This window comes from Allobosea sp. NPDC055594 (assembly GCF_053618995.1).
In genome coordinates this window covers 186,014-207,494 of record NZ_JBSHIO010000006.1, presented here as the reverse complement: position 1 = coordinate 207,494, position 21,481 = coordinate 186,014, and the positions used below count along the sequence as shown (strand labels likewise).

Here is a 21,481-nt window from a genome sequence, read left to right as displayed (position 1 = left end):
ATGGGTCCCGGGTCTTCGCTGCGCTTCGCCCGGGATGACACGCGTCATTTGACCTGCACGACAGCGGCACCCTAACTGCGCATCATGGAATGGAGCGACGAGGGCACGATCATCGGCGTCCGCCGGCATGGCGAGAGCGCCGTGATCCTGGAGGTGATGACGCGTCTCCATGGTCGCCATCTCGGTCTCGTCCGCGGTGGCCGCTCGAGCCGGCAGCAGCCCGTTCTCCAGCCGGGGAACGCGGTTTCGCTGACCTGGCGAGCGCGGCTCGACGAGCATCTCGGCGAGTACAAGGTCGAGCTCCTGAGCTCCCACGCCGCCCGCCTGATGGCGCAACCGGTCGCGCTCTACGGGCTCGCCAGCATCGCCGCTTTGCTGCGGCTCCTGCCGGAACGTGATCCGCATCCCGCCTTGCATGAAGGGCTCGGCGTGCTGATCGAGCATCTCGACGAGGTCCGTCTCGCGCCGGCGCTGATCGTGCGCTTCGAGCTCGCCATGCTGGGTGAACTCGGCTTCGGGCTCGAGCTCAACCGCTGCGCCGTGACGGGTGTGCGCGAGGAGCTCAGCCATGTCTCGCCGAAATCGGGAAAGGCGGTGAGCCGCAAGGCAGCGGAGCCCTATCTCGACCGCCTGCTGGCCCTTCCGCGCTTCCTCAGCGAAGGGCAGGGCGCGAACCAGCCGCTGCCGGCCGAGATCGCCGCCGGCTTTGCGCTGACCGGGCATTTCCTGCGACGATACCTTTACGAGCCGCGCGGGCTCGCCGAACCGCCCGAACGAGCTCGGCTGCTGGAGCTGGCCACGAAAATCCACTGATTTTCACGGCGGGCGCATCGGTAAACTTTGCAGTTGCCAGCGCGGGCCTGCATCTTCATGGGAAGTGATTCGCGGCCGGACGCGGCCGCAAAGTCGAGGTTGAGTGCACCATGGGTAAGCCTGTCGAGCCGCCGCCGGAGGAGGAGTCCGAGCGCGTCGATCTGAAGACCGCGCTCGAGGAGCGCTATCTCGCCTATGCGCTCTCCACCATCATGCATCGCGCTCTGCCGGATGCGCGCGACGGGCTGAAGCCGGTCCATCGCCGCATCCTGCACGCCATGCGCCTGCTCCGGCTCGATCCCGGCCAGGTCCACAAGAAATGCGCCCGCATCGTCGGCGACGTCATCGGTAAGTTCCACCCGCATGGCGACCAGTCGGTCTACGACGCGCTGGTGCGCCTCGCGCAGGATTTCGCCCAGCGCTATCCACTCGTCGACGGACAGGGCAATTTCGGTAATATCGACGGCGATAACGCCGCCGCCTACCGCTATACCGAAGCGCGCATGACCGAGGTCGCGCGCCTGCTGCTCGACGGTATCGACGAGGACGCGGTCGATTTCCGCGAGACCTATAATGGCGAGGACGAGGAGCCGGTCGTGCTGCCGGCCGCCTTCCCGAACCTGCTGGCCAACGGTTCGCAGGGCATCGCGGTCGGCATGGCGACCTCGATCCCGCCGCACAACGCCGCCGAGCTCTGTGACGCGGCGCTCTATCTGATCCAGCACCCGGAGACGAGCTCCGAGCAACTGATGACCTTCGTGCCGGGACCGGATTTCCCGACCGGCGGCATCATCGTCGAGAGCCGGACCTCGATGATCGAGACCTACAGCACCGGGCGCGGCGCCTTCCGCACCCGCGCCCGCTGGGTGAAGGAGGAGCTCGAGCGCGGTGCCTGGCAGGTCGTCGTCACCGAGATCCCCTATATGGTCTCGAAGGGCAGGTTGATCGAGAAGATCGCCGAGCTCCTGAACGAGCGGAAGCTGCCTTTGGTCGCCGATCTGCGTGACGAGTCGGCCGAGGACATCCGCATCGTCATCGAGCCGCGGGCCCGCAATGTCGACGCCGCCCTGATGATGGAATCGCTGTTCCGGCTCTCCGAGCTCGAATCGCGCATTCCGATGAACATGAACGTGCTGACCGGCGGACTGGTGCCGCGCGTGCTCGGTCTCGCCGAGGCGCTGCGCGCCTGGCTCGACCATCGCCGCGACGTGCTGCTGCGCCGCTCGCGCTTTCGTCTCGGCCAGATCGAGAAGCGGCTCGAGATCCTGCGCGGCCTGCTGATCGTCTATCTCGACCTCGACCGGGTGATCAAAATCATCCGGGAGGAGGACGAGCCGAAGATCGAGCTGATGCGCGTCTTCGAGCTCAGCGAGATCCAGGCCAACGCCATCCTCGACACCCGGCTGCGCGCCCTGCGCAAGCTCGAGGAGATGCAGCTCAAGACCGAACTCGACGAACTCACCGCCGAGAAGGGCCAGATCGAGGGGCTGCTCGCCTCCGACGCGACGCAGTGGAAGACCATCTCCTGGGACATCCGCGAGGTGAAGAAGCTGTTCGGCCCCGAGACCGCGATCGGCAAGCGTCGCACCAGCTTCGCCGACATGCCCGAGACGACCGAGATCGACCTGACGCAGGCCATGGTCGAACGCGAGCCGGTGACGGTGGTGATCTCGAAAAAGGGCTGGATCCGGGCGCTGAAGGGCCATGTCCAGGATCTGTCGGGCCTGTCCTTCAAGGGCGATGACGGGCTGCGCACCGCCTTCTTCACCGAGACGACGGCGAAGATCCTGGTGATGGCGACCAACGGCAAGATCTTCACCCTGGAGGCCTCGAAGCTGCCCGGTGGGCGCGGCTTCGGCGATCCTATCCGCCTGATGATCGAGCTGGAGGAGAGCGCCGAGATCGTCGCCGCCTTCCCCTATCGCCCAGGGCTCAAGCTGCTGATGGCGACGACCGAGGGACGCGGCTTCGTGGTCTCCAGCGACGACATCGTCGCCAATACCCGCAAGGGCAAGCAGGTGCTGAACGTCGATACGCCGGTCGAGGCGATGCTCGCCGTGCCGGTCGAGGGCGACCATGTCGCGATCATCGGCCAGAACCGCAAGCTGCTCTGCTTCCCGATTTCGGAGGTCGCGGAGATGAGCCGGGGCAAGGGCGTCAAGCTGCAGCGCTACAAGGATGGCGGGCTCTCCGACGCCAAGGTCTTCGCTTTGGCCGACGGGCTGACCTGGCTCGACACCTCGGCACGCACCTGGACGGTGGCACAGGCCGAGCTGCTGGAGTGGCTCGGTCACCGGGCGGAGGCTGGTCGCCTGCCGCCGAAGGGCTTCCCGAAGAGCAACAAGTTCGGGGGGTAGTCGAAGCGTCGTCCTCGGGCGCAGACCCGAGCCTTTCTCGCAGACAGAGGCACCGGCCAGCATTTGAAGCGCTCTGGAGTATACAGGGCCTCGCCTCGTCAAAAAGTGACGTTATTTCAGGGGTCTGCGCGGAACTCCGGAATCAATCCGTCAGCGGCTTGATTCAATCTCTCAGCGGATCGCAGGGCCGACCATGCCGACTTCGAGCCCAAGCGTGATCTTGTCGGTGACCGCCCATTCGACACCGGCGCTGACCTCCGGCCTGACAGCGATGTCGGAACGCGAGAATGGCGCAGAGAACGGCGTCGCGCCGTAGCGATAGGTCTCGTTGGCGGCCGCCATGCCGAGCTTGGTGTAGAGCAGCACGTCCGGCGTCGCGAGCACGCCGGCCTTGATCTGGAAGGCGCCGGCGATGTCGCGGGTGAAGCTCGCCTGGCCGAATCCGGGATTGCTGTAGCCGCCGAAGCCCGGCGCATATTCCAGCGCCCCGACGATGCCGTAGACGAAGTCGCCGTCGCGCCACATCTTGCCGCCTTCGAGGCCGATGGTCGGCCCCGCCGAGGTGCCGTAATGCTTCGAGCTGGTGACCTGGAAGCCGCTCGAGATGCGGGCGTAGGAGCCTTCCCACTTGACCCCGCCTGGCGCCAGCGTGGGCTGTGACCAGGCGAAACTCGGCAGGGTCGCGAACCCCGTGAAGGGCAGGAAGGCCTGGGCCTGGGCCGATGTTCCGGCGCAGGTCAGGCTCGCAAATCCGGCGAGAAGGGCAAGACCTCTCGCTCGTGCCAGGAATGCGGGCGCGCTCATGCTCATGACCTAGCAGATGAGGGCGCGATTGTCGCGCTTTTGTGGCGTCGGCTCAGGCCGGCTCAGGCGACTTTGGTCTTCAGCCGCAGAAAGCGCATGGTTCGGTCGGCGGTCGCACTGTCGAGCCTCGTATAGTTGCGCAGATCATCCTCGAGCGTCTTGGCCGCGAAGTAGAGCCGCCGACCGCGCAGGCTGAGGACCGCCCGGAAGGTTTCCTGGTCGAGGTCGAGCGCGCGGGCCAGCACGGCGATGCCGCTGACGTCGCGCTGCAACAGCACCCGCAATGCCTGTTCGTTGCTGATCTCCGCGGCCGCGCCCAGCACCTGGGCGAGATGGAAGGCCCGGTCCTCGTCGGCTAGCATGGTCACCACTTCGGCGAGCGTGCGGACCTTCGTTCGCAGATCGGCCAGCAAAAGCTTGACCTCGAGTCGCTGTTGCCGCGCTTGCCTGGCGAGCGCGGCCGAATCCTGGCTGCGTTCGCCCTGCTCGGCGACCTGCTCGACGATGCGCAGCACGCGCTGGACGCGCTGCGGCGAGAGGTCGCTGCGACGGACCAGCGCCTCGCCGACCGCGACATCGTCGCCGCCTCGTTCGAGAAGCCGGTCAAAGCCGTGCTCGGAGAATTGCGCGCCTTCATTGCCGCTGACGGTGCGCAGCACGGCATTGTCACCGCGCTCGACCAGGATGTCGGTGACGCTTTCCGAAAGGCGCGCGCGTTCGGCTATTGCATTGAGATGCGCCTGAGTCTGGCTCACCGCGATGGCCGCGAGGTCGGTGTCGGTGAGGACCGGAGACAGCTTCAGCACGAGCTTCGCCACCTCGGAATCGGCGTCCTCGGCCAGCGAAACCGCGACCTGGTGCGGCAGGCTCGGCGTCGCCGCGACGCTATCGGCGTATTGCTTGCGGTCCTCGCTGTCGAGATGCGGCAGGGTGCGTAGCGCGATGTCGCCGTAATGCTCCTTGGAGATGTCGCTGGGTTCGCCGTCGAGCAGGAACAGGTCGGTCACGGCATTGAGAAGCTGGCGCCGCGAGTCCGAGGACATGTCCGCCGGCATGCGGGAGAGCGACTGCAACATGGGTAGGTCCGGCCATTGTGAGCGCGCGACGCTGCGAGCGAAGACCGCAATCTGCCTCATGTCTCTTTGATTTAGTCTTAAGCCGAAGGCCCAATTTGGGCGGTTCGACAAGCTTGGGATCGCGGGCACAGGGCGCGGTGAGCCAGTTCCGACCGCGCAGCAGGTCGTCTCTGCCGGGCTGCCCCGGAACTTCCTTCCGAGTGCCATGTTTTCGAGGCACCGGCCACGGCATGTGGCGACAGAAGGATACTTGCCCGGAGCCTTGCGTGAACTTCTCCTCCCGAGACCCTAAGATTCGTCCCGTCATCTCCCAGCCGCCTCGTCGGCAGGCGGCCGTCATCCCGCCTTCGCGCCGCTCGGTTCTCGCCCTTCTGGCTTCGAGCGCGGCGCTCGCCGGGCCTGCCCTGGCCCAGAATGCCGCCAATCCGCCGGGCGGAGCCGCACCGGATGCTCCGGTGCCGGGGACGCCGCGCCAGGGCAGTTTCAGCTACGCCGAGGTCGTCAATCAAGCCCGGATACTCGCCGAGCGGCCCTTCGACGATACGCAGCCCGATATCCCTGACGCGCTGAAGGCGCTGACCTATGACAGCTATCGCGAGATCAGGTTTCGTCGCGACAAGGCGCTCTGGCAGCAGGACGGAGCGGATTTCCGTCTGCAACTGTTCCATCTCGGCTTCCTGCACGACCGGCCCGTCCAGATTCATGTCGTCTCGAACGGCAATGCAATTCCGCTTCCGTACAACATGGCGCTGTTCGAATTCGGCAAGGCGCCTGTGCCGCAGAAGCTGCCGGTCTCGCTGGGCTTTGCCGGCTTTTCGGTCACGACGACGCTGAACGACCTGAAGCTGCAGGACGAGGTGATCTCCTTCCTCGGCGCCAGCTATTTCCGTTTTCTCGGGCGTGGCCATCGCTACGGCCTGTCGGCGCGGGCGCTCGCTCTCGATGTCGGCGGCGAGGCGGATGAGGAGTTTCCATTCTTCCGTTCGCTCTGGCTGGAGCGGCCAAAGCCGGAAAGCCTCGATCTGGTGATCCACGGGCTGGTCGATTCCCCTTCGGTCAGCGGCGCCTTCCGTTTCGTGGTCACGCCCGGACCCCAGACCAGTGTTGCGGTGACGGCGACGATCATTCCGCGCAAGCCGATCCAGCGCATCGGCATCGCGCCGCTGACCTCGATGTTCTTGGCCGGCGAGGGCGACCGCGAGCAGCGCACGGATTTCCGTCCCGAGATCCACGATTCCGACGGGCTGATGCTCCATACCGGCGTCGGCGAATGGATCTGGCGACCGCTGCGCAACCCGAAGGCGCTGACCATTTCCTCCTTCCAGGACAAGAACCCGCGCGGCTTCGGTCTGATCCAGCGCGATCGGGAGTTCGGCCACTATCAGGACCTCGAGGCGCATTACCATGCGAGGCCGGGCTACTGGATCGAACCGGTCGGCGAATGGGGCGAGGGGCGCGTCGATCTGATCGAGATCCCGACCCAGGGCGAGGAGTTCGACAACATCGTCTGCTGCTGGACTCCGAAGACGCCGCTCGAACCGGGGCGCCAGACCGAGCTGAACTACCGGATGACGAGCGTCTCGACGACAGAGACCTTGCACGCCATGGGGCAGGTCCAGAGCAGTTTTGCGGCCGACGATGTGCCGGATACCGCTGCGGGGCTGGTCCGCAAGCGCTTCATCGTCGATTTCAACGCCGGCGACCTCGAGTTCTACCTGAGTGATCCCAAGCGCGTCACAGCCGTCGCCTCGGTATCGGCCGGGGCCGTCACCAGCACGATCCTGGCTCCCAATTTCGCGGCAAAAGGCTTCCGGGCCATCGTCGATGTGGCGCTGCGCCCCGGCGAAAGCACCGATCTGCGCCTCTTCCTGCGGACGTCCCTGCGCTCGCTGACGGAGACCTGGACCACCAACTGGTCGGCTCCTGCGAGCGGCGGCTCTGCTGCTCCGCCCGCTGCCAGCGGTGGCTGAGGCGCTTCAGGCGGCCGGCAGACAGGCCGGGCCGAGCGGCTCGAAGCTCTTATAGGTCAGGATGAACTCCTGATGGCCGAGCTCTTCGGATTTGGTCCGCACGCCCTGCGCCAGCGAGACGACGAGATCGCGGATTTCGGTGCCGACCTCGTCGAGGCTCGCCCGTCCTTCGAGGATGCGGCCCGCATCGACATCCATGTCGTCGCTCATCCGGCGATAGGTCTCGGGGTTGGCGCAGATCTTCACGACCGGCGAGATCGCCGAGCCGACGACCGAGCCACGGCCGGTGACGAACAGCACGCAATGCGCGCCGCAGGCGATCAGCTCGGCGATCTCGGCATTGTCGTTGATGTTGGGGAAGCCGAAGCGGACCTCGCCATCCGGTACCACGTCGAGAAGATAGAGCCCGCCCTTGGGTGGGATGTCGCCCGGCTTGATCAGGCCGGAGATCGGCGATGCCCCCGATTTGGCATAGGCGCCCATCGACTTCTCCTCGATGGTCGAGAGCCCGCCCTCGGCATTGCCGGCGGCGAAGGAGCCATAACCCAGCGTCGCATAATAGCGCGCCGCCTTGGCGACGGATTTTTCCAGCTCGGCGCCGAGCTCGGGCGTGATCGCGCGCGCCGCCATGATGTGCTCGCAGCCGATCAGCTCGCCGGTCTCCTCGAAGATGCAGGCAGCGCCCTCGGCGATGAGCTGGTCGAAGGCGCGGCCGGCCGCCGGGTTGCCGGTGATGCCGGAGGTGCCGTCGGAGCCGCCACAGACCGTGCCGATCACCAGTTCGTTCACCGCCATAGGAACGGTCTCGGTCTCGTCGAGCAGGGTGCGCTGCTCCTCGACCCAGGCGCGCCCCTCCTTGATCGAGGCGCGCGTTCCGCCCGTGCCCTGGATGACGATCGTCTTCACCGGCCGGCCGGTGGCGCGGACGACGCGCTCCAGCGCGTATTTGTTGAAGCTCTCGCAGCCGAGCGAGATCAGCAGCACCGCCCCGACATTGGGATGGGTGCAAAGCTGCTCCATCATCCGCTCGGCGTAAGGGTTCGGGTAGCAGCCGGGGAAGCCGATGGCGTGGACCTCGTTCTCGCGCCAGGGCAGGGCGATCTCGCGGGCTACGTGATGTGCGCATTCGACGAGATAGGCGACTGTCACGACATTGCGGATGCCCTTGCGGCCATCGCTGCGCAGATAGCCCCTGAGCTCGGTCATCGGGTTGCTCCAGCCTCGCGCTCGTCTTCGAGATGATGGGTCGGCGTGTAGTCGCTTCGCATGTTCTGGACATGGACATGCTGGCCGGGTGCGATCGCGGCCGTCGCGACGCCGATCGGCGCGCCGTATTTCAGGATCTTATCGCCGGGCGCGATCGCCCGGCGTGCGACCTTGTGTGCCAGGGGCACATCGCGGTCGAGCGTCGCCGCGCCCGCCCCGGTCTCGATCGCCTCGCCGGCTGGCAGGCGGGTGCGCGCGACGAAGACGTTGTCGCGGGGATCGAGCAGGATCAGGCGCGGGTCGTGGCTCATCAGAACTTGCCGAACTGCAGATAGGCCTGCTGGGGGTCGGTTCCGGCGAGGATTGCGGTGCGGACCTTGTTCTCGGCCGTGATCGCGGTCTCGGACTTGGTCAGCACTTCCTCGATGATCTCGGCGGGGATGCGGACCACACCGTCGCGGTCGCCCAGGATGAAGTCGCCCGGACGGATCCAGACATCGCCGATCTTGATCGGCTCTTCGACCGCCTTGGGCTGCCAGAAGCCGACGATGTCGCGCGGCGTATAGGCCTTGAAGTAGACCTGATAGCCCATGTCGATCATGAACTCGGTGTCGCGGGCCAGGCCGTCGATGACGCAGCCGCGCACGCCCTTGTTCTTCAGGGTCTCGGCCGAGAGCTCGCCCATCAGCGCGCAGCCCTCGGTGTTGGGCTGGCAGACCCAGACATGGCCGGGCTTGGCGCGCGAGAGCAGGCCGGTCCAGGCGAGCAGCGTCTCATGCGCGTCGAACTCGCCGGTCTTGCCTTCGAGCGTAAAGGCCGGACCCGCCAGCTTGGTTCCGGGCAGAAGCGGGCGCAGTTCGGACGGCAGGACGAAGTCCTTCAGCCCCATTTCGCGAAGAATGTCGTGAATTACGCCGGTGTAACAGCGCTCAAGGCGCTCGGTCAGCTGGTCGACCATATTTCCTCCAATACGGGCCGCCTGAGAGGGCGGCGGCCCTCGCGGCTAGCTATCGCCCGTTGCCGCCCGCATGGGCAAGTGCTCGTTCTGCAGCCCGGTCGTGCATCTCAAACGATTTAGATACTCACGGGCCGGCGCTAGACATGGCTCCCGCCTTTCCGGCGTCGGTGCCGCTCGGCGATCAGCCGACGCGTTCCCAGCCCTGCGGCATCAGCCGCTCCTGCGGCAGGAAGCGCGCCTTATAGGCCATTTTCGGTGAGCCATCGACCCAATAGCCGAGATAGACATAAGGCAGGCCGAGCTTGCGGGCGCGCTCGACATGGTCGAGCACCATGAAGGTGCCGAGCGAGCGCAGCTCGAGATCGGGATCATAGACCGAATAGACCATGGAGAGTCCGTCGCTGAGCCGGTCGGTCAGCGCCAGCGCGAAGAGATCGCCCTGGCCGCGCCCGGTGAAGCCGCTATCGGGCCCGCGCCGGCGATATTCGACCAGGCTGGTCTCGACATGGGTGTCCTCGATCATCATGGCGAAATCGAGCGCCGACATCGTCGCCATGCCGCCTTCGGGATGGCGCACGTCGAGATAGGTGCGGAACAGCGAGTAATGCTCCGAGCGCGGCTGCGGCGGCAGCGCCTCGCCGATCAGGTCGCTGTTGCGGGACAGCACCTTGCGGAAGCTGCGCGATGGCCGGAAATCGTCGACGACGATCCTGACCGAGATGCAGGCCCGGCAGGTCTCGCAGGCCGGGCGGTAGGCGATGCTCTGGGAGCGCCGGAAGCCGCCCTGCGAGAGCACGTCGTTGAGATCGCGTGCACGTCCGCCGACAAGGTGGGTGAACACCTTGCGTTCCTCGCGGCCCGGCAGATAGGGGCAGGGCGTCGGCGAGGTCAGATAGAATTGCGGAGCATCCCGCAGGGGGCGCGTCACGTTCGAAGGGCTCCGTCAATCGCGTGCTGCGAGTGTAGCACCCACGACGCCGGCAACAAGCGCTGCGCGGTTCAGGCGCGCACTACGACCAGGCCGGTCAGCAGATCGTGACCGAGGCGCCGGTCGGAGCGCGCCAGGCCGCAGAGGATGTCGAGGAACCAGAGCGCGACCGTGCCGGCCGCGACATAGAAGAACAGCGCGTGCACGGCGGCTGCCAGCGCATCCGGGCGCCCGCCGGAGGCGGTTTCTACCCGAAGGCCCGCCATGCGCATGCCGAACGTCGCCTGCTTGCGGCCGCCGATCGTGATGGCGGCGTAGCCGAGCGCGACGCCGATGGTCGCGCCGCCCATCAGGAGCCACGTCAGCCCGAAGGTGACGATGCCGAGGATGCCGAGCAGGACGAGGACGATCCAGGTCAGGAAGAACAGGATGACGACGTCGCCGATCCAGGCGAACAGCCGCGAGCCGAGCACGCCGCGCGTATCCTGTACCGGGCGCTCCTCCAACGGGAGGGGCTGCTGGCGATAGGAAGAGGGCTGGCTCATTTGGTGGTCGACCTTCCTTGTCCGTGCGGGCAGGCTGCTGATCGGAATTGGCGCCCGCTCCAACAATGTTTGATCGGTTACCCGGTTCCGCAAGTGGGATGCCGAAGACTGCAAGGCGACCTCACGGCCCGGAGGGGCCGGGCTCCTGGCCGCGCGGATAGATGCGCCGAGGCGCGAAGCCTTCCCGGCACAGCGCCTGCTCGATTGCCGCGGTATGGTGCTCGTCGCGGGTCTCCACGGTGACGTCGAGCGTCACGCCCTTGGCCGGGACGTCGAGGAAGAGCCGGCCATGGCTGACCTCCAGGATGTTGGCGCCGAGCGCGCCGAGCAGGCTCGCGACCTTGCCGAGCAGGCCCGGCCGGTCGCTGGCGGTCAGGCGGAAGGCGGCGATGCGCTGCTCGCGTTCGAGCTCGCGCACCATGATCGCGGCGAGCAGCCGCGTGTCGATATTGCCGCCGGTGAGAACGAGCCCGACCTTGCGGCCGCGATAGCGCTCGGGTTGCTGCAGCATGGCTGCGAGCCCAGCCGCGCCGGCGCCCTCGGCGAGCGTATGCTGCAGGCAGGCATAGGCGTTGACGGCGCGCTCGATCAGGTCTTCGCCGACCAGCACGATGTCTGAGACCAGCGCCCTGACGATCGGCAGGGTCTGCACGCCGACCGTCTTGACGGCGATGCCCTCGGCCAGCGTCGCGCCGCCGATCGGCAGCTCGGCTGCGTGCAGCGCATTGTGGAAGGAGGGGTAGAGCGCCGCCTCGACGCCGATCAATTCGATGCCCGGCTTCAGCGCCTTGGCAGCGACCGCATTGCCGGCCATCAGCCCGCCACCGCCGATCGGGATGAGCAGGACGTCGAGATCCGAAGCCTCGCGCAGCATTTCGAGCGCGACCGTGCCCTGGCCGGCCATCACCGCGGCATCATCATAGGGGTGGACGAAGACCAGCCCCTTCTCCTGCGCTAGTTTGCGGGCCTGCTCGGCGGCTTCGAACAATGTTTCGCCGAAGAGCACGACCTCGGCGCCATGGGCGCGGGTGTTCTCGACCTTCACCAGCGGCGTCGGCTCCGGCATCACGATCGTCGCCGGAATGCCGAAGCGCCTGGCATGATAGGCGACCGCCTGGGCGTGATTGCCGGCCGACATCGCGATGACGCCGCGGCGCTTCTCCTCGTCGAAGAGGCTGAGCAGCTTGTTGACCGCGCCGCGTTCCTTGAACGAGGCGGTGGCCTGCATGTTCTCGTGCTTGACCAGGATCTCGGCCCCGGTCAGGGCCGATAGGCGCGGCGCCGGCATCAGCGGCGTCCTCAGCACATGGCCCTCTATGGTGCGCGCTGCGGCCTCGACATCGGCGAAGCTGACGGCGAATGCGGTCTCTGCCACGTTTTCCCCCCGGAGCGCTTTTCAGACCTGGCGCGGCGACAGCGCGCCATCGCCGAAGAAGCCGCCGGGACGCAGGATCAGCGTCACGGCGAGCAAGCTATAGACGGCGATGTCGCGCTGTTCGAGCGGCATCGCCGTCGACCACGCCATCTCGAAGGCGGCGATGGCGAGCCCGCCGAGGCAGGCGCCCGGAACCGAGCCGATGCCGCCGAGCACGGCCGCGACCAGCGCCTTGAGGCCGAGCGTGAAGCCGCCGGAAAAACCCATGCCGCCATAGATCACCGTGACGATCACGCCGGCCGCGCCGCAGGCCGCGCAGGCGATGATCACCGCCCGGTCGTGCACGGCGCGCGCATCGACGCCGAACAGGGCGGCGGTGCGGGCATCGTCCGCCACGGCCCGCCAGGCCCGGCCATAGGCGGAGCGGCGCAGGTAATGGATCAGTCCCAGCGCCGCAGCTAATCCACCGGTCGTCATGGCGAGCCCGACCGGCGTGGTCGTGACGATGAAGTTCTCGGCCCGGGCCAGCGGCAGCGGCTCGTTGAACACCGGTGGCAGCCAGCGCAGTTCGACACCTTGTGCGAGGCGCAGATACTCGGATAGCGCGATGGCGAGGCCGATCGTCGCGATCAGCACCTGCTGGCCATTGGCCTTGTCGAGATGGCGCAGCACGAAGCGACCCATGGCGAAGCCGTGTATGGCGCTGACCGCGATGGCGACCAGGAAGGCGATGGCGAGGCCGGAGGCCGGGGTCGAAGGCGCGAGCGAGAAGACCACGGCGACGCCGACCACGGCGGCGGCGGCGCCCAGGGCCGAGAATTCGCCGAAGGTCAGGATGATGCGGCCGTTCAGCCCGTAGATCAGCGCATAGGCGCTGGCGAGCAGGGCGTAGATCGCGGCCGAGGGCAGGGCGGATAGCGCCTGCTGCAGGAAATAGGCGAGCCCCGGCGGCAGCAGCGGCAGGTGCGCGATCGGCGTCGCCTCGGGGTCGACCGGCGGATCGGCCTTGTTCTCGAGATAGAAGCGCCGCAGCAGCAGGAAGCTCGCATCGGTCATCGGGCGCCCGTCCGAGGCGAGGCCGGCGAGCGCGCCGCGCGGTAGCGGCGTGCCCTCGCCGGCGAAGATGCAGTCGATGGTGCGTCGCCTCGGCTGCAGGTCGGGGCGCTCGACCCGGTAGACGATGCGCAATATGCCGGGGCGCGGGCCCTGGCCGCTGCCCTCGATCACGATCGTGCTGTCGCCGGGGTTAAGCGCCGGGATCGCCAGCCGGCAGGCGCGCCGCTGGTCGGTGTCGAAGCGCTGCCCGCAGGAGGCGAGCGCCAGGCAGAGCAGAATCGACGTGAGCAGCGCGCGCATCGACGCTGAGGCTAACGCGCTTCATGGCTGCGCGGAACATGTCTCATGTAGAGCGTCATGCTCGGGCTCGACCCGAGCATCTCTTTCAGGAGATTCTCGGGCCTGCGCTTCGCTGCGCCCGAGAATGACGGCCCTTGTTCAGCCGCGTTCCTTCAGCATCCGCGCGACCTTCGGCGCGAAATAGCTCAGCACCCCGTCGGCACCGGCGCGCTTGAAGGCGAGCAGGCTCTCCAGCATCGCCTTGTCGCCGTCGAGCCAGCCATTATTGGCGGCGGCCATGATCATCGCGTATTCGCCGGAGACCTGATAGGCGAAGGTCGGTACCGCGAAGGTCTCCTTCACCCGGGCCACGACGTCGAGATAGGGCAGGCCGGGCTTGATCATCACCATGTCGGCGCCTTCCTCGAGATCGAGCGCCACCTCGGCGATCGCCTCGTCGGAATTGGCCGGGTCCATCTGATAGGTGCGCTTGTCGCCGATCAGCGTGGCATTGGTGCCGATCGCGTCGCGGAACGGGCCATAATAGGCCGAGGCGTATTTCGCCGCATAGGCCATGATCTGGACGTCCTCGAGCCCGGCGCCGTCGAGCTCGGCACGAATCGCGGCGACGCGCCCGTCCATCATGTCGGAGGGCGCGATGACGTCGGCGCCGGCCTCGGCCAAAGCGAGGGCCTGCTGCGTCAGGATATGGACGCTGGCGTCGTTCAGCACCTTCTCACCGTCCATGACGCCGTCATGGCCATGCGAGGTGTAGGGGTCGAGCGCGGCGTCGCAGATGATGCCGATCTCCGGCACCGCCGCCTTGATCGCCCTCACCGCCCGGCACATCAGATTGCGGCTGTTCAGCGCTTCCGAGCCGGTCGGGTCGCGCAATTCGCGCTCGACGAAGGGAAAGGGCGCGATGGCCGGGATACCGAGCGCCGCGGCCTCCGCCGCCTGTCGCACCGCCTCGTCGATATTGAGCCGGTCGACGCCGGGCATCCAGGCGACGGGGGAGCGCGCTTCGCGCGAATCCATCAGGAAGATCGGCCAGATCAGGTCGTCGACCGTCAGCAGGTTCTCGCGCACGAGGCGGCGCGACCAGTCGGCCTTGCGGTTGCGGCGCAAGCGGCGGGTGAGGCCGAGGGAGGTCGAGGTCGGGGCCTCGACCAGTCTTGCTTGCGGGGCGGGAAAGGACCGCACAACCCGAGATGCCATGAACGCCTCCAACCTGCCCGACGGCAGTCTTGAGCGTTGCTTTAGCACATCGGAACCATTCCAAAACAGGTACTGGCGTCGCATGCCGGCCCGGCGTGTCGCGCCGTGCGCCCAGGCCCGGGCGGGGTGTCCGCCGCCTCGCGTTGACAAGCCCGGCCACGGCTTCCAGAACCGGAAGCGACAGCAGGATGGCATTTCGGACATGACGCAGGACCAGGAGATCATCTGCGAGCGGCGCGGTGCGGCGGGTTTCGTCCTGCTCAACCGTCCCAAGGCACTCAACGCGCTGAGCCATGGCATGGTGCGCGAGCTTGCGCGCGCGCTCGACGCCTGGGAGAACGACCCGGCGGTGACCCGCATCGTCGTGACCGCCTCCGGCGAGAAGGCGTTCTGCGCCGGCGGCGACGTTCGCGCCCTCCACGATTTCGGCAAGGCCGGCCGGCAGGACGAGATGCTCGCCTTCTGGCGCGAGGAATACATCCTGAATGCGCGGATCAAGGCTTATCCCAAGCCCTATATCTCGCTGATCGACGGCATCGTCATGGGCGGCGGCGTCGGTATCTCGCTGCATGGCAGCCATCGCGTCGCCGGCGAGCGCTATCTCTTCGCCATGCCCGAGGTCGGCATCGGCTTCTTCCCGGATGTCGGGGCGACCTTCGCGCTGCCGCGCCTGCCGGATGCCGCCGGCGTCTACCTCGCCTTGACCGGTGACCGTGTCGGCCAGGGCGATGCGCTGGCCTTCGGTCTGGCGACGCACGCCGCCGCTTCGGCCCGCATGGGCGAACTCGCCGAGGCGCTGACCGGAACCGCGCCGGTCGACGAGATCCTCGCCGCCTTCGCGCAGCCGGTCGCGCCTGGCAAGCTCTTCGCCGAGCGCCAGGCCATGGCCGCCGCTTTCGGCGCGCCGACGCTGGCCGGCATTCTCGCGCGTCTGGAGGCGGGCGCCGCCGCAGGCGACGCCTTCGCCACCAAGGCGCTCGCCATCATCAGGGCGAAATCGCCGACCAGTGTCGCCATCGTCTTCGAGCAGATGCGCCGCGGTGCATCCCTCGATTTCGCCGGAGCCATGGCGCTGGAGTTCCGAATCGTCTCGCGTATCGCCCATGGTCAGGATTTCTATGAGGGCGTCCGGGCGGTGGTGATCGACAAGGACCAGGCTCCGGTCTGGCAGCCGGCCAGCATCGAGGCGCTTGATCCGGCCGCTGTCGAGGCCCATTTCGCGCCGCTGGGGGCGACTGAGCTCGTGCTGGGCCGCCCGGCGTGAGCCTGACGCGCGAGAGCGATGTCCTGCGCAGCCAGTCCGGCGGCGCTGCCGGTGAGGGCAAGTCCGGCGGCAGGCGCTGGCGGACGATGCTGGTCTGGCTGCTGCGCCTGCTCTCCGTCGCCTGGATGGCCAAGGGGCTGCTGCAATGGGCCGTGATCCTCGGTCTCGGCGCCGATGCCGTCCCCCCCTTCGAAGCACGTCCGCTGACCTTCCAGGCGATCACCGTCTATTTTGCGGTGTTCGATCTCGTAGCCGCCGTCGGCCTCTGGCTGACCGCGACCTGGGGCGGCGTGCTCTGGCTGCTGGCGGCGATGAGCCAGCTCTTGCTCGGCTTCTTCTTCCCGCGCTGGCTGCCGCTCTCGCCGGTGCTGATCGGCAGCTATGTCATGCTGATGCTGGCCTATTTCGTCGCGACCTGGGCGGCCGAAAACCAGGAGGACTGAACGCGCCGCGGCCGCTCGAATGCGAGTGGCCATGGTAAGAAACGCTTTAGCTTAAGGGATTTGCGGTTCATTTCGCATTCACCCAAATGGGTAAATCCCTGATTCATCCTGATATTTAAACTCGTTTTCATCCGCCCTCCCTATGGTGTCTCTCAGAAGCGGACCGGGAGACAAATCCTGGCCGGTATACAACAGGCGGGATATACCATGAAAACCAACGTAAAGACTGCGGCTCCGGCCGTGTCAGAGGAAGTTCAACTCAAGGTGAAGCCGCTTTATCTTGAGTCGCTTACCTTGGTGGAGCGCCTGCATCGGCGTCTGCTCGATGTCATCAAGGACGAATTCGAGCGTCGCAACCGCGACGACGTCAACAGCGTCCAGGCCCTGCTGCTCTACAATATCGGCGATGCCGAGCTCAGCGCCAGCGAGTTGCGGACCCGCGGCTACTATCTCGGCTCGAACGTGTCCTACAACGTCAAGAAGCTGGTCGAGCTCGGCTTCCTGCACCATGCCCGTTCGCGGATCGACCGGCGTTCGGTGCGCATCAGCCTGACCGAGAAGGGCCACGAGGTGCACAACCTGGTGAAGGGCGTCTATGACAAGCACGTTCGCACGGTCGAGCAGATCGGCGGCATCGCGACCGATGATTTCGAGCGCATGAACAACGCCCTGCTGCGTCTCGAGCGCTTCTGGACCGACCAGATCCGCTACAAGCTCTGAGGCCGCGCGGCCGGCCGCGCGCTGCCGTCCGATCCGCAAATCCCCCCGGCCGGAGGGCCGGGGTGCGCCGCTGCGACTGCCGGCGATAGCCCGGCACCGATCAAGCACAATTGAACGCGACGCAACGTCGCCCCAAAAATGCCGCTCTCATCATAGCGTGTTAACTGTGGTAGGGGATCGTCCCCAGCAACCAGCGCGGCCCGGCCGTGCTGAAGGGGCGGATTTCGTCCCGCTTTATGTTGACTGCGAAGTCCGAGGGGTACGATCGATGCCGCATATCAGCCTGACGCGTCGCGAGACGGTGCTGGCCCTGTTTTCGAGCGCCGCCGCCGGCGTCAGCCTGCCGGCTTTCGCCCAGCAGGCCGAATGGCGCCAGAACTACGATGCGGGCGCCCGCAATGTGGTGCTGCGCTCCTCTACCCCGATGCTGTCCCCGGCGGCGCTCGCCGCGACCGAGCAGGCGATCGCGAACTATCGCGATCTCGCCGCGCGCGGCGGCTGGCCGGTACTGCAGGTCGGTGATCGTCTCGCCGTGGGCTCGAAGGGGCAGGGCGTCGTGCAATTGCGCCAGCGCCTGATCATCACCGGCGATCTCGATGCGTCGGTCGGAACCAGCAATGTCTTCGATTCCTATGTCGAGGGCGGGGTACGCCGCTTCCAGGCACGCATGGGCCTGTCGACCACCGGCAGCGTCAACCGCGCCACCCTGAACGCGCTGAACGTGCCGATCGAGCGGCGTATCCGCCAGCTCGAGACCAACGTCGTCCGGCTGCGCACCTGGTCGGGCAATCTCGGCAACCGCTACGTCGTCGCCAATATCCCGGCGGCTGCGATCGAGACCGTCGAGAACGGCCATGTCGCGACCCGCCACGCCGCGGGCGTCGGCAAGGCCGATCGCCAGTCGCCGCTGCTGCAGACCAAGATTCCCGAGGTCAATTTCAACCCGACCTGGACCGTGCCGGCCTCGATCATCCGCAAGGATCTGATCCCGATGATGCGCAAGCAGCCGGGCTATCTCACCGAGAACCGGATCCGCATCATCGGCCCGAGCGGCGAGATCGCGCCCGAGCGGGTCAACTGGAACTCGGACGAGGCGACGCGCTACACCTTCCGCCAGGATCCGGGCGGCGAGTTCAACTCGCTCGGCTTCGTGCGCATCAATATCCCCAGCCCGCATGGCGTCTACATGCACGATACGCCGGCCAAGGGCATTTTCGGCGACGATTTCCGCTTCGTCTCCTCGGGCTGCATCCGCGTCCAGAACGTGCGCGACTACATCACCTTCCTGCTGAAGGAGACCCCCGGCTGGGATCGCGCCAAGATCGACGAGACGATCCAGTCCGGCGAGCGCATCAACGCCCGCATCGCCAACCCCGTACCCTGCTACTGGGTCTACATCACCGCCTGGGCGACGCCCGATGGCGGCGTGCAGTTCCGCGAGGACATCTACAACAAGGACGGGCTCGGCCCGGTCCCGGTCGCCCGCCTCCAGGGCGAGCAGGACATCTGAGCAGGTCTTTCCTGCCGTCCAGTTGATAAGGGCTCCCGGACAGCTGTCCGGGAGCCCTTTCTGTTGTCAGTGTTCTCTTCGGCGCGTTCGATCCCGCCGTCAGACGAAATTGTCGGCGATGATGTAGCCGAGGATCGAGATGCAGCTCATCACGATCGCGATTTCGAGAAGTCCGAAGCCCATGGTCGCCTCCGCCGCTGGATGAGCAACGCCCGAACTTCGCCATGGTTCCGCCGCTGAGGCGGCGAAATTGCGACGGCGCTTGTAGCGGACTCTTCTGACGCGACGACGGCACGCACCGGTTGCGCCTCTACGGCGACAAAACCGCATTCCCCTTTTGCCGGGCATGGTCTAAGCACGCGCCAGCGCCGGGCAAGGGTTGCGCCGGCCTCGCGACCAAGCCAAACGGACGCGCCTCGGGTCGGCACCGTGCCGGCCGCAGGCGGCGCGTCGATGGAGCAGACCATGAGCCGTGACGCCGCCCCCGAGAAGCATCTCTCGAACTCCTTCTTCGCCGCTTCGCTCGCCGATCGCGATCCCGAGATCGCCCGTGCCATCGAGCTCGAGCTCGGTCGCCAGCGCGACGAGATCGAGCTGATCGCCTCCGAGAACATCGTCTCGCGCGCCGTGCTCGAGGCACAGGGCTCGGTGATGACCAACAAATATGCCGAGGGCTATCCCGGCCGGCGCTATTATGGCGGCTGCCAGTTCGTCGACATCGCCGAGAAGCTGGCGATCGAGCGTGCCTGCCGGTTGTTCGACTGTGGGTTCGCCAATGTCCAGCCGAACTCCGGCAGTCAGGCCAACCAGGCTGTGTTCATGGCGCTGATGCAGCCCGGCGACACCTTCATGGGGCTCGACCTCGCCGCCGGCGGCCATCTCACCCATGGCGCGCCGGTCAACCAGTCGGGCAAGTGGTTCAAGGTCGTGCCCTACGGCGTCTGCGTCGTCGACCAGCAGATCGACTATGACGCGATGGAGCGCCTCGCGGTCGAGCACAAGCCGAAGCTCATCGTCGCCGGGGGCTCGGCCTATGCCCGCCACTGGGATTTCGCCCGCTTCCGTGAGATCGCCGACAAGGTCGGCGCCTATTTCATGGTCGATATCGCGCATTTCGCCGGTCTCGTCGCCGGCGGCGCCCATCCCTCGCCGTTCCCGCACGCTCATGTCGTCACCACCACCACGCACAAGACCCTGCGCGGCCCGCGCGGCGGCATGGTGCTGACCAATGACGAGGCGATCGCCAAGAAGATCAACTCGGCGGTGTTCCCGGGCCTGCAGGGCGGGCCGCTGATGCATGTCATCGCCGCCAAGGCCGTGTCCTTCCACGAGGCGCTGCAGCCCGAGTTCAAGACCTATGCCCATGCCGTCGTCGCCAATGCCAAGGCGCTGGCCGAGACGCTGAAGAGCAAGGGCTTCGACCTCGTCACCGGCGGCACCGACAACCATCTGATGCTGGTCGACCTGCGCTCGAAGAAGATCACCGGCAAGGCCGCCGAGGCCGCGCTGGGACGCGCGCACATCACCTGCAACAAGAACGGCATCCCCTTCGATCCGGAGAAGCCGATGGTCACATCCGGCATCCGCCTGGGCACCCCGGCGGCGACCTCGCGCGGCTTCGGCGTCGCCGAGTTCCAGCGCGTCGGCGAGCTGATCGCCGAGGTGCTCGATGGGCTTGCTGCGAATGGCGAAGAGGGCAACGCCGCGGTCGAGCAGGCGGTGAAGGCCAAGGCGCAGGCGCTGACGGCGCGCTTCCCGATCTACTGAGCAGGCTCCGGCCGGGGCGATCTTTAGGGGAACGTCCCGGTCAGCTTGATCATGAACAGGTTCTCCGGTCCGCCGGGCGCGTCGCCCCGGCCGGTCCGGCTGAGTTCCGCGCTGAGGTCGAGCCCCTTCGTGACCTTGTATCCGGCCGCGGCGCTGCCGCCGAACTGCCCGTCCTTGACCTGTGCGGCGACCGCGACGTTGAAGTGATCCTCCGTCGCGCTGAGCTTGAGGTTGAGATCGACGGTCGGCTTGCTGACGTCCTTCTTGACGATGCCGGTGAGGTCGAAGGAGCCGTATTTGACCATGACCTCGCCTTCCACCTTGTCGATGGCCGCAGATCTGGTCACCACCTGAAGCGAGAGATCGAGCTTCAGCCTGTCCCATTTCAGCTTGCTTGTCAGCTTGGCGCCGACGAGTTCGGCCGTCGGGTCGAAGACGATGCCGCCGACGCCGAGCTTCAGCGCGCCGAGCTTGACGACCTCGAACTGCAGCTTCTCCAGCTGCTGCAGGCCGAGCGTCACCGCTCCGCTGTTCGGCTTGGTGACGAACAGTGCCGCGCCTGCGCCGAGCGCGAGCGCCGCGCCGACGACATAGACGACGCCTTTGTGCTGATCGACCCAGACGCCGAGCGCTGACGAGCCGGCCGCCTGCTTGAAGGCATCGACCTGCTTCTCCAGGGATTTGTACGCCGACGATTTCTTGATCTGCTTGAAGTATTCGTCGGCGGCCTTGGACAGAACATCGTCGCCGATCGAGCGGAGTTTCTGGATGTCGTCCGGCGAGAGCTGGGTGGTCTGGCTCTTGAGTTTGGCATTCGCGAAGCTCAAGAGCCCCTTCTGGGCGGTCGCCAGCACGACCGGGCTCTTGAGGATCTCGGCGAGACGTTCGGGAGACCTGTGGATCTCGCTGTCGAGAAGGTCGAACGCCAGCACGACCAGGCCGCCGAAGGCGTCGCCCGTAGTGTCGTTGGACATCTGCTAAACTCCGATTGGCGAGCGATGGGGATCGGCAGGCAGCGCAAACGGTGAAGGGCATGCGGGTCGCAGGCTCCATCTTGGCATGAGAAGGCAGTTCGCCCTGCGTCTTTTTTGCGAGGCGTTTCCCTTCATCGGCCATAGCGCCATGCGATATTGCGCTTGCCCCCTTGCCGCCGCCCGGTCGTTTTTCGCTGGCCTGCGACGGCATGGCTGGG

The 21,481-nt window shown here is 66.6% G+C and carries 19 protein-coding genes; 8 read left to right on the top strand and 11 right to left on the bottom strand.

What is annotated here, in order from left to right; genetic code table 11:
- Positions 1 to 84 precede the first annotated feature (84 nt).
- Positions 85 to 813 (top strand): DNA repair protein RecO, encoded by a 729-nt coding sequence (gene recO, locus ACWGRX_RS14550; protein WP_291647861.1) that lies wholly within the window; start codon positions 85 to 87, stop codon positions 811 to 813.
- 110 nt (positions 814 to 923) lie between these two features.
- A complete protein-coding gene (gene parC, locus ACWGRX_RS14545; protein WP_452118113.1) occupies positions 924 to 3,170 on the top strand; it encodes a DNA topoisomerase IV subunit A in 2,247 nt (748 codons plus the stop codon).
- Between the two features lie 171 nt (positions 3,171 to 3,341).
- Here the strand turns inward: parC and ACWGRX_RS14540 are convergent, their stop codons facing one another.
- On the bottom strand, positions 3,342 to 3,974 hold the full coding sequence (locus tag ACWGRX_RS14540) for an outer membrane protein (protein ID WP_452118112.1): 633 nt from the start codon (positions 3,972 to 3,974) through the stop codon (positions 3,342 to 3,344).
- Between the two features lie 62 nt (positions 3,975 to 4,036).
- Positions 4,037 to 5,050 (bottom strand): DUF2336 domain-containing protein, encoded by a 1,014-nt coding sequence (locus ACWGRX_RS14535; protein ID WP_452118111.1) that lies wholly within the window; start codon positions 5,048 to 5,050, stop codon positions 4,037 to 4,039.
- A 266-nt stretch (positions 5,051 to 5,316) separates the two neighbouring features.
- Here ACWGRX_RS14535 and ACWGRX_RS14530 point away from each other — a divergent pair, with 266 nt between their 5' ends.
- Entirely contained in the window at positions 5,317 to 7,020 is a 1,704-nt protein-coding gene (locus ACWGRX_RS14530; RefSeq protein WP_452118110.1) for an OpgD/OpgG family glucan biosynthesis protein, read from the top strand.
- Between the two features lie 6 nt (positions 7,021 to 7,026).
- Here the strand turns inward: ACWGRX_RS14530 and ACWGRX_RS14525 are convergent, their stop codons facing one another.
- The 8 genes from ACWGRX_RS14525 to hemB all read right to left on the bottom strand — a co-directional run bounded on the left by ACWGRX_RS14525 (position 7,027) and on the right by hemB (position 14,585).
- Complete coding sequence (locus tag ACWGRX_RS14525; RefSeq protein WP_452118109.1) at positions 7,027 to 8,226, bottom strand: UxaA family hydrolase; 1,200 nt, start codon at positions 8,224 to 8,226, stop codon at positions 7,027 to 7,029.
- On the bottom strand, positions 8,223 to 8,537 hold the full coding sequence (locus ACWGRX_RS14520) for a UxaA family hydrolase (protein WP_291640137.1): 315 nt from the start codon (positions 8,535 to 8,537) through the stop codon (positions 8,223 to 8,225). The genes ACWGRX_RS14525 and ACWGRX_RS14520 overlap by 4 nt, the downstream gene beginning before the upstream one ends.
- Entirely contained in the window at positions 8,537 to 9,184 is a 648-nt protein-coding gene (locus ACWGRX_RS14515; protein WP_291640135.1) for an RraA family protein, read from the bottom strand. Before ACWGRX_RS14515 ends, ACWGRX_RS14520 begins: the two co-directional genes overlap by 1 nt.
- 181 nt (positions 9,185 to 9,365) lie before the next feature.
- On the bottom strand, positions 9,366 to 10,112 hold the full coding sequence (locus ACWGRX_RS14510) for an arginyltransferase (RefSeq protein ID WP_291640134.1): 747 nt from the start codon (positions 10,110 to 10,112) through the stop codon (positions 9,366 to 9,368).
- A 71-nt stretch (positions 10,113 to 10,183) separates the two neighbouring features.
- Positions 10,184 to 10,657, bottom strand: a complete 474-nt coding sequence (locus ACWGRX_RS14505; protein WP_291640132.1) for an RDD family protein — start codon at positions 10,655 to 10,657, stop codon at positions 10,184 to 10,186.
- A gap of 121 nt (positions 10,658 to 10,778) precedes the next feature.
- The gene (locus ACWGRX_RS14500; protein WP_452118108.1) at positions 10,779 to 12,032 is read right to left on the bottom strand and encodes a threonine ammonia-lyase; all 1,254 of its coding nucleotides are present in this window, start codon (positions 12,030 to 12,032) and stop codon (positions 10,779 to 10,781) included.
- 21 nt (positions 12,033 to 12,053) lie between these two features.
- A complete protein-coding gene (locus tag ACWGRX_RS14495) occupies positions 12,054 to 13,388 on the bottom strand; it encodes a branched-chain amino acid ABC transporter permease (RefSeq protein WP_452118107.1) in 1,335 nt (444 codons plus the stop codon).
- Between the two features lie 138 nt (positions 13,389 to 13,526).
- On the bottom strand, positions 13,527 to 14,585 hold the full coding sequence (gene hemB, locus ACWGRX_RS14490) for a porphobilinogen synthase (RefSeq protein WP_452118106.1): 1,059 nt from the start codon (positions 14,583 to 14,585) through the stop codon (positions 13,527 to 13,529).
- A 202-nt stretch (positions 14,586 to 14,787) separates the two neighbouring features.
- Between hemB and ACWGRX_RS14485 the strand changes: the two genes are divergently transcribed.
- The 5 genes from ACWGRX_RS14485 to glyA all read left to right on the top strand — a co-directional run bounded on the left by ACWGRX_RS14485 (position 14,788) and on the right by glyA (position 20,289).
- Positions 14,788 to 15,849, top strand: coding sequence for an enoyl-CoA hydratase/isomerase family protein (locus ACWGRX_RS14485; RefSeq protein WP_452118105.1), 1,062 nt, complete (start codon positions 14,788 to 14,790; stop codon positions 15,847 to 15,849).
- Positions 15,846 to 16,292 (top strand): DUF6163 family protein, encoded by a 447-nt coding sequence (locus tag ACWGRX_RS14480; RefSeq protein ID WP_291647884.1) that lies wholly within the window; start codon positions 15,846 to 15,848, stop codon positions 16,290 to 16,292. Before ACWGRX_RS14485 ends, ACWGRX_RS14480 begins: the two co-directional genes overlap by 4 nt.
- 207 nt (positions 16,293 to 16,499) lie before the next feature.
- Positions 16,500 to 17,012 (top strand): transcriptional regulator LdtR, encoded by a 513-nt coding sequence (gene ldtR / locus ACWGRX_RS14475; protein ID WP_452118104.1) that lies wholly within the window; start codon positions 16,500 to 16,502, stop codon positions 17,010 to 17,012.
- Positions 17,013 to 17,280: 268 nt separating this feature from the next.
- A complete protein-coding gene (locus tag ACWGRX_RS14470) occupies positions 17,281 to 18,522 on the top strand; it encodes a L,D-transpeptidase family protein (RefSeq protein WP_452118103.1) in 1,242 nt (413 codons plus the stop codon).
- Between the two features lie 465 nt (positions 18,523 to 18,987).
- The gene (gene glyA, locus ACWGRX_RS14465) at positions 18,988 to 20,289 is read left to right on the top strand and encodes a serine hydroxymethyltransferase (RefSeq protein WP_452118102.1); all 1,302 of its coding nucleotides are present in this window, start codon (positions 18,988 to 18,990) and stop codon (positions 20,287 to 20,289) included.
- A 23-nt stretch (positions 20,290 to 20,312) separates the two neighbouring features.
- Here the strand turns inward: glyA and ACWGRX_RS14460 are convergent, their stop codons facing one another.
- Positions 20,313 to 21,263, bottom strand: coding sequence for a hypothetical protein (locus tag ACWGRX_RS14460; RefSeq protein WP_452118101.1), 951 nt, complete (start codon positions 21,261 to 21,263; stop codon positions 20,313 to 20,315).
- Positions 21,264 to 21,481 lie beyond the last annotated feature (218 nt).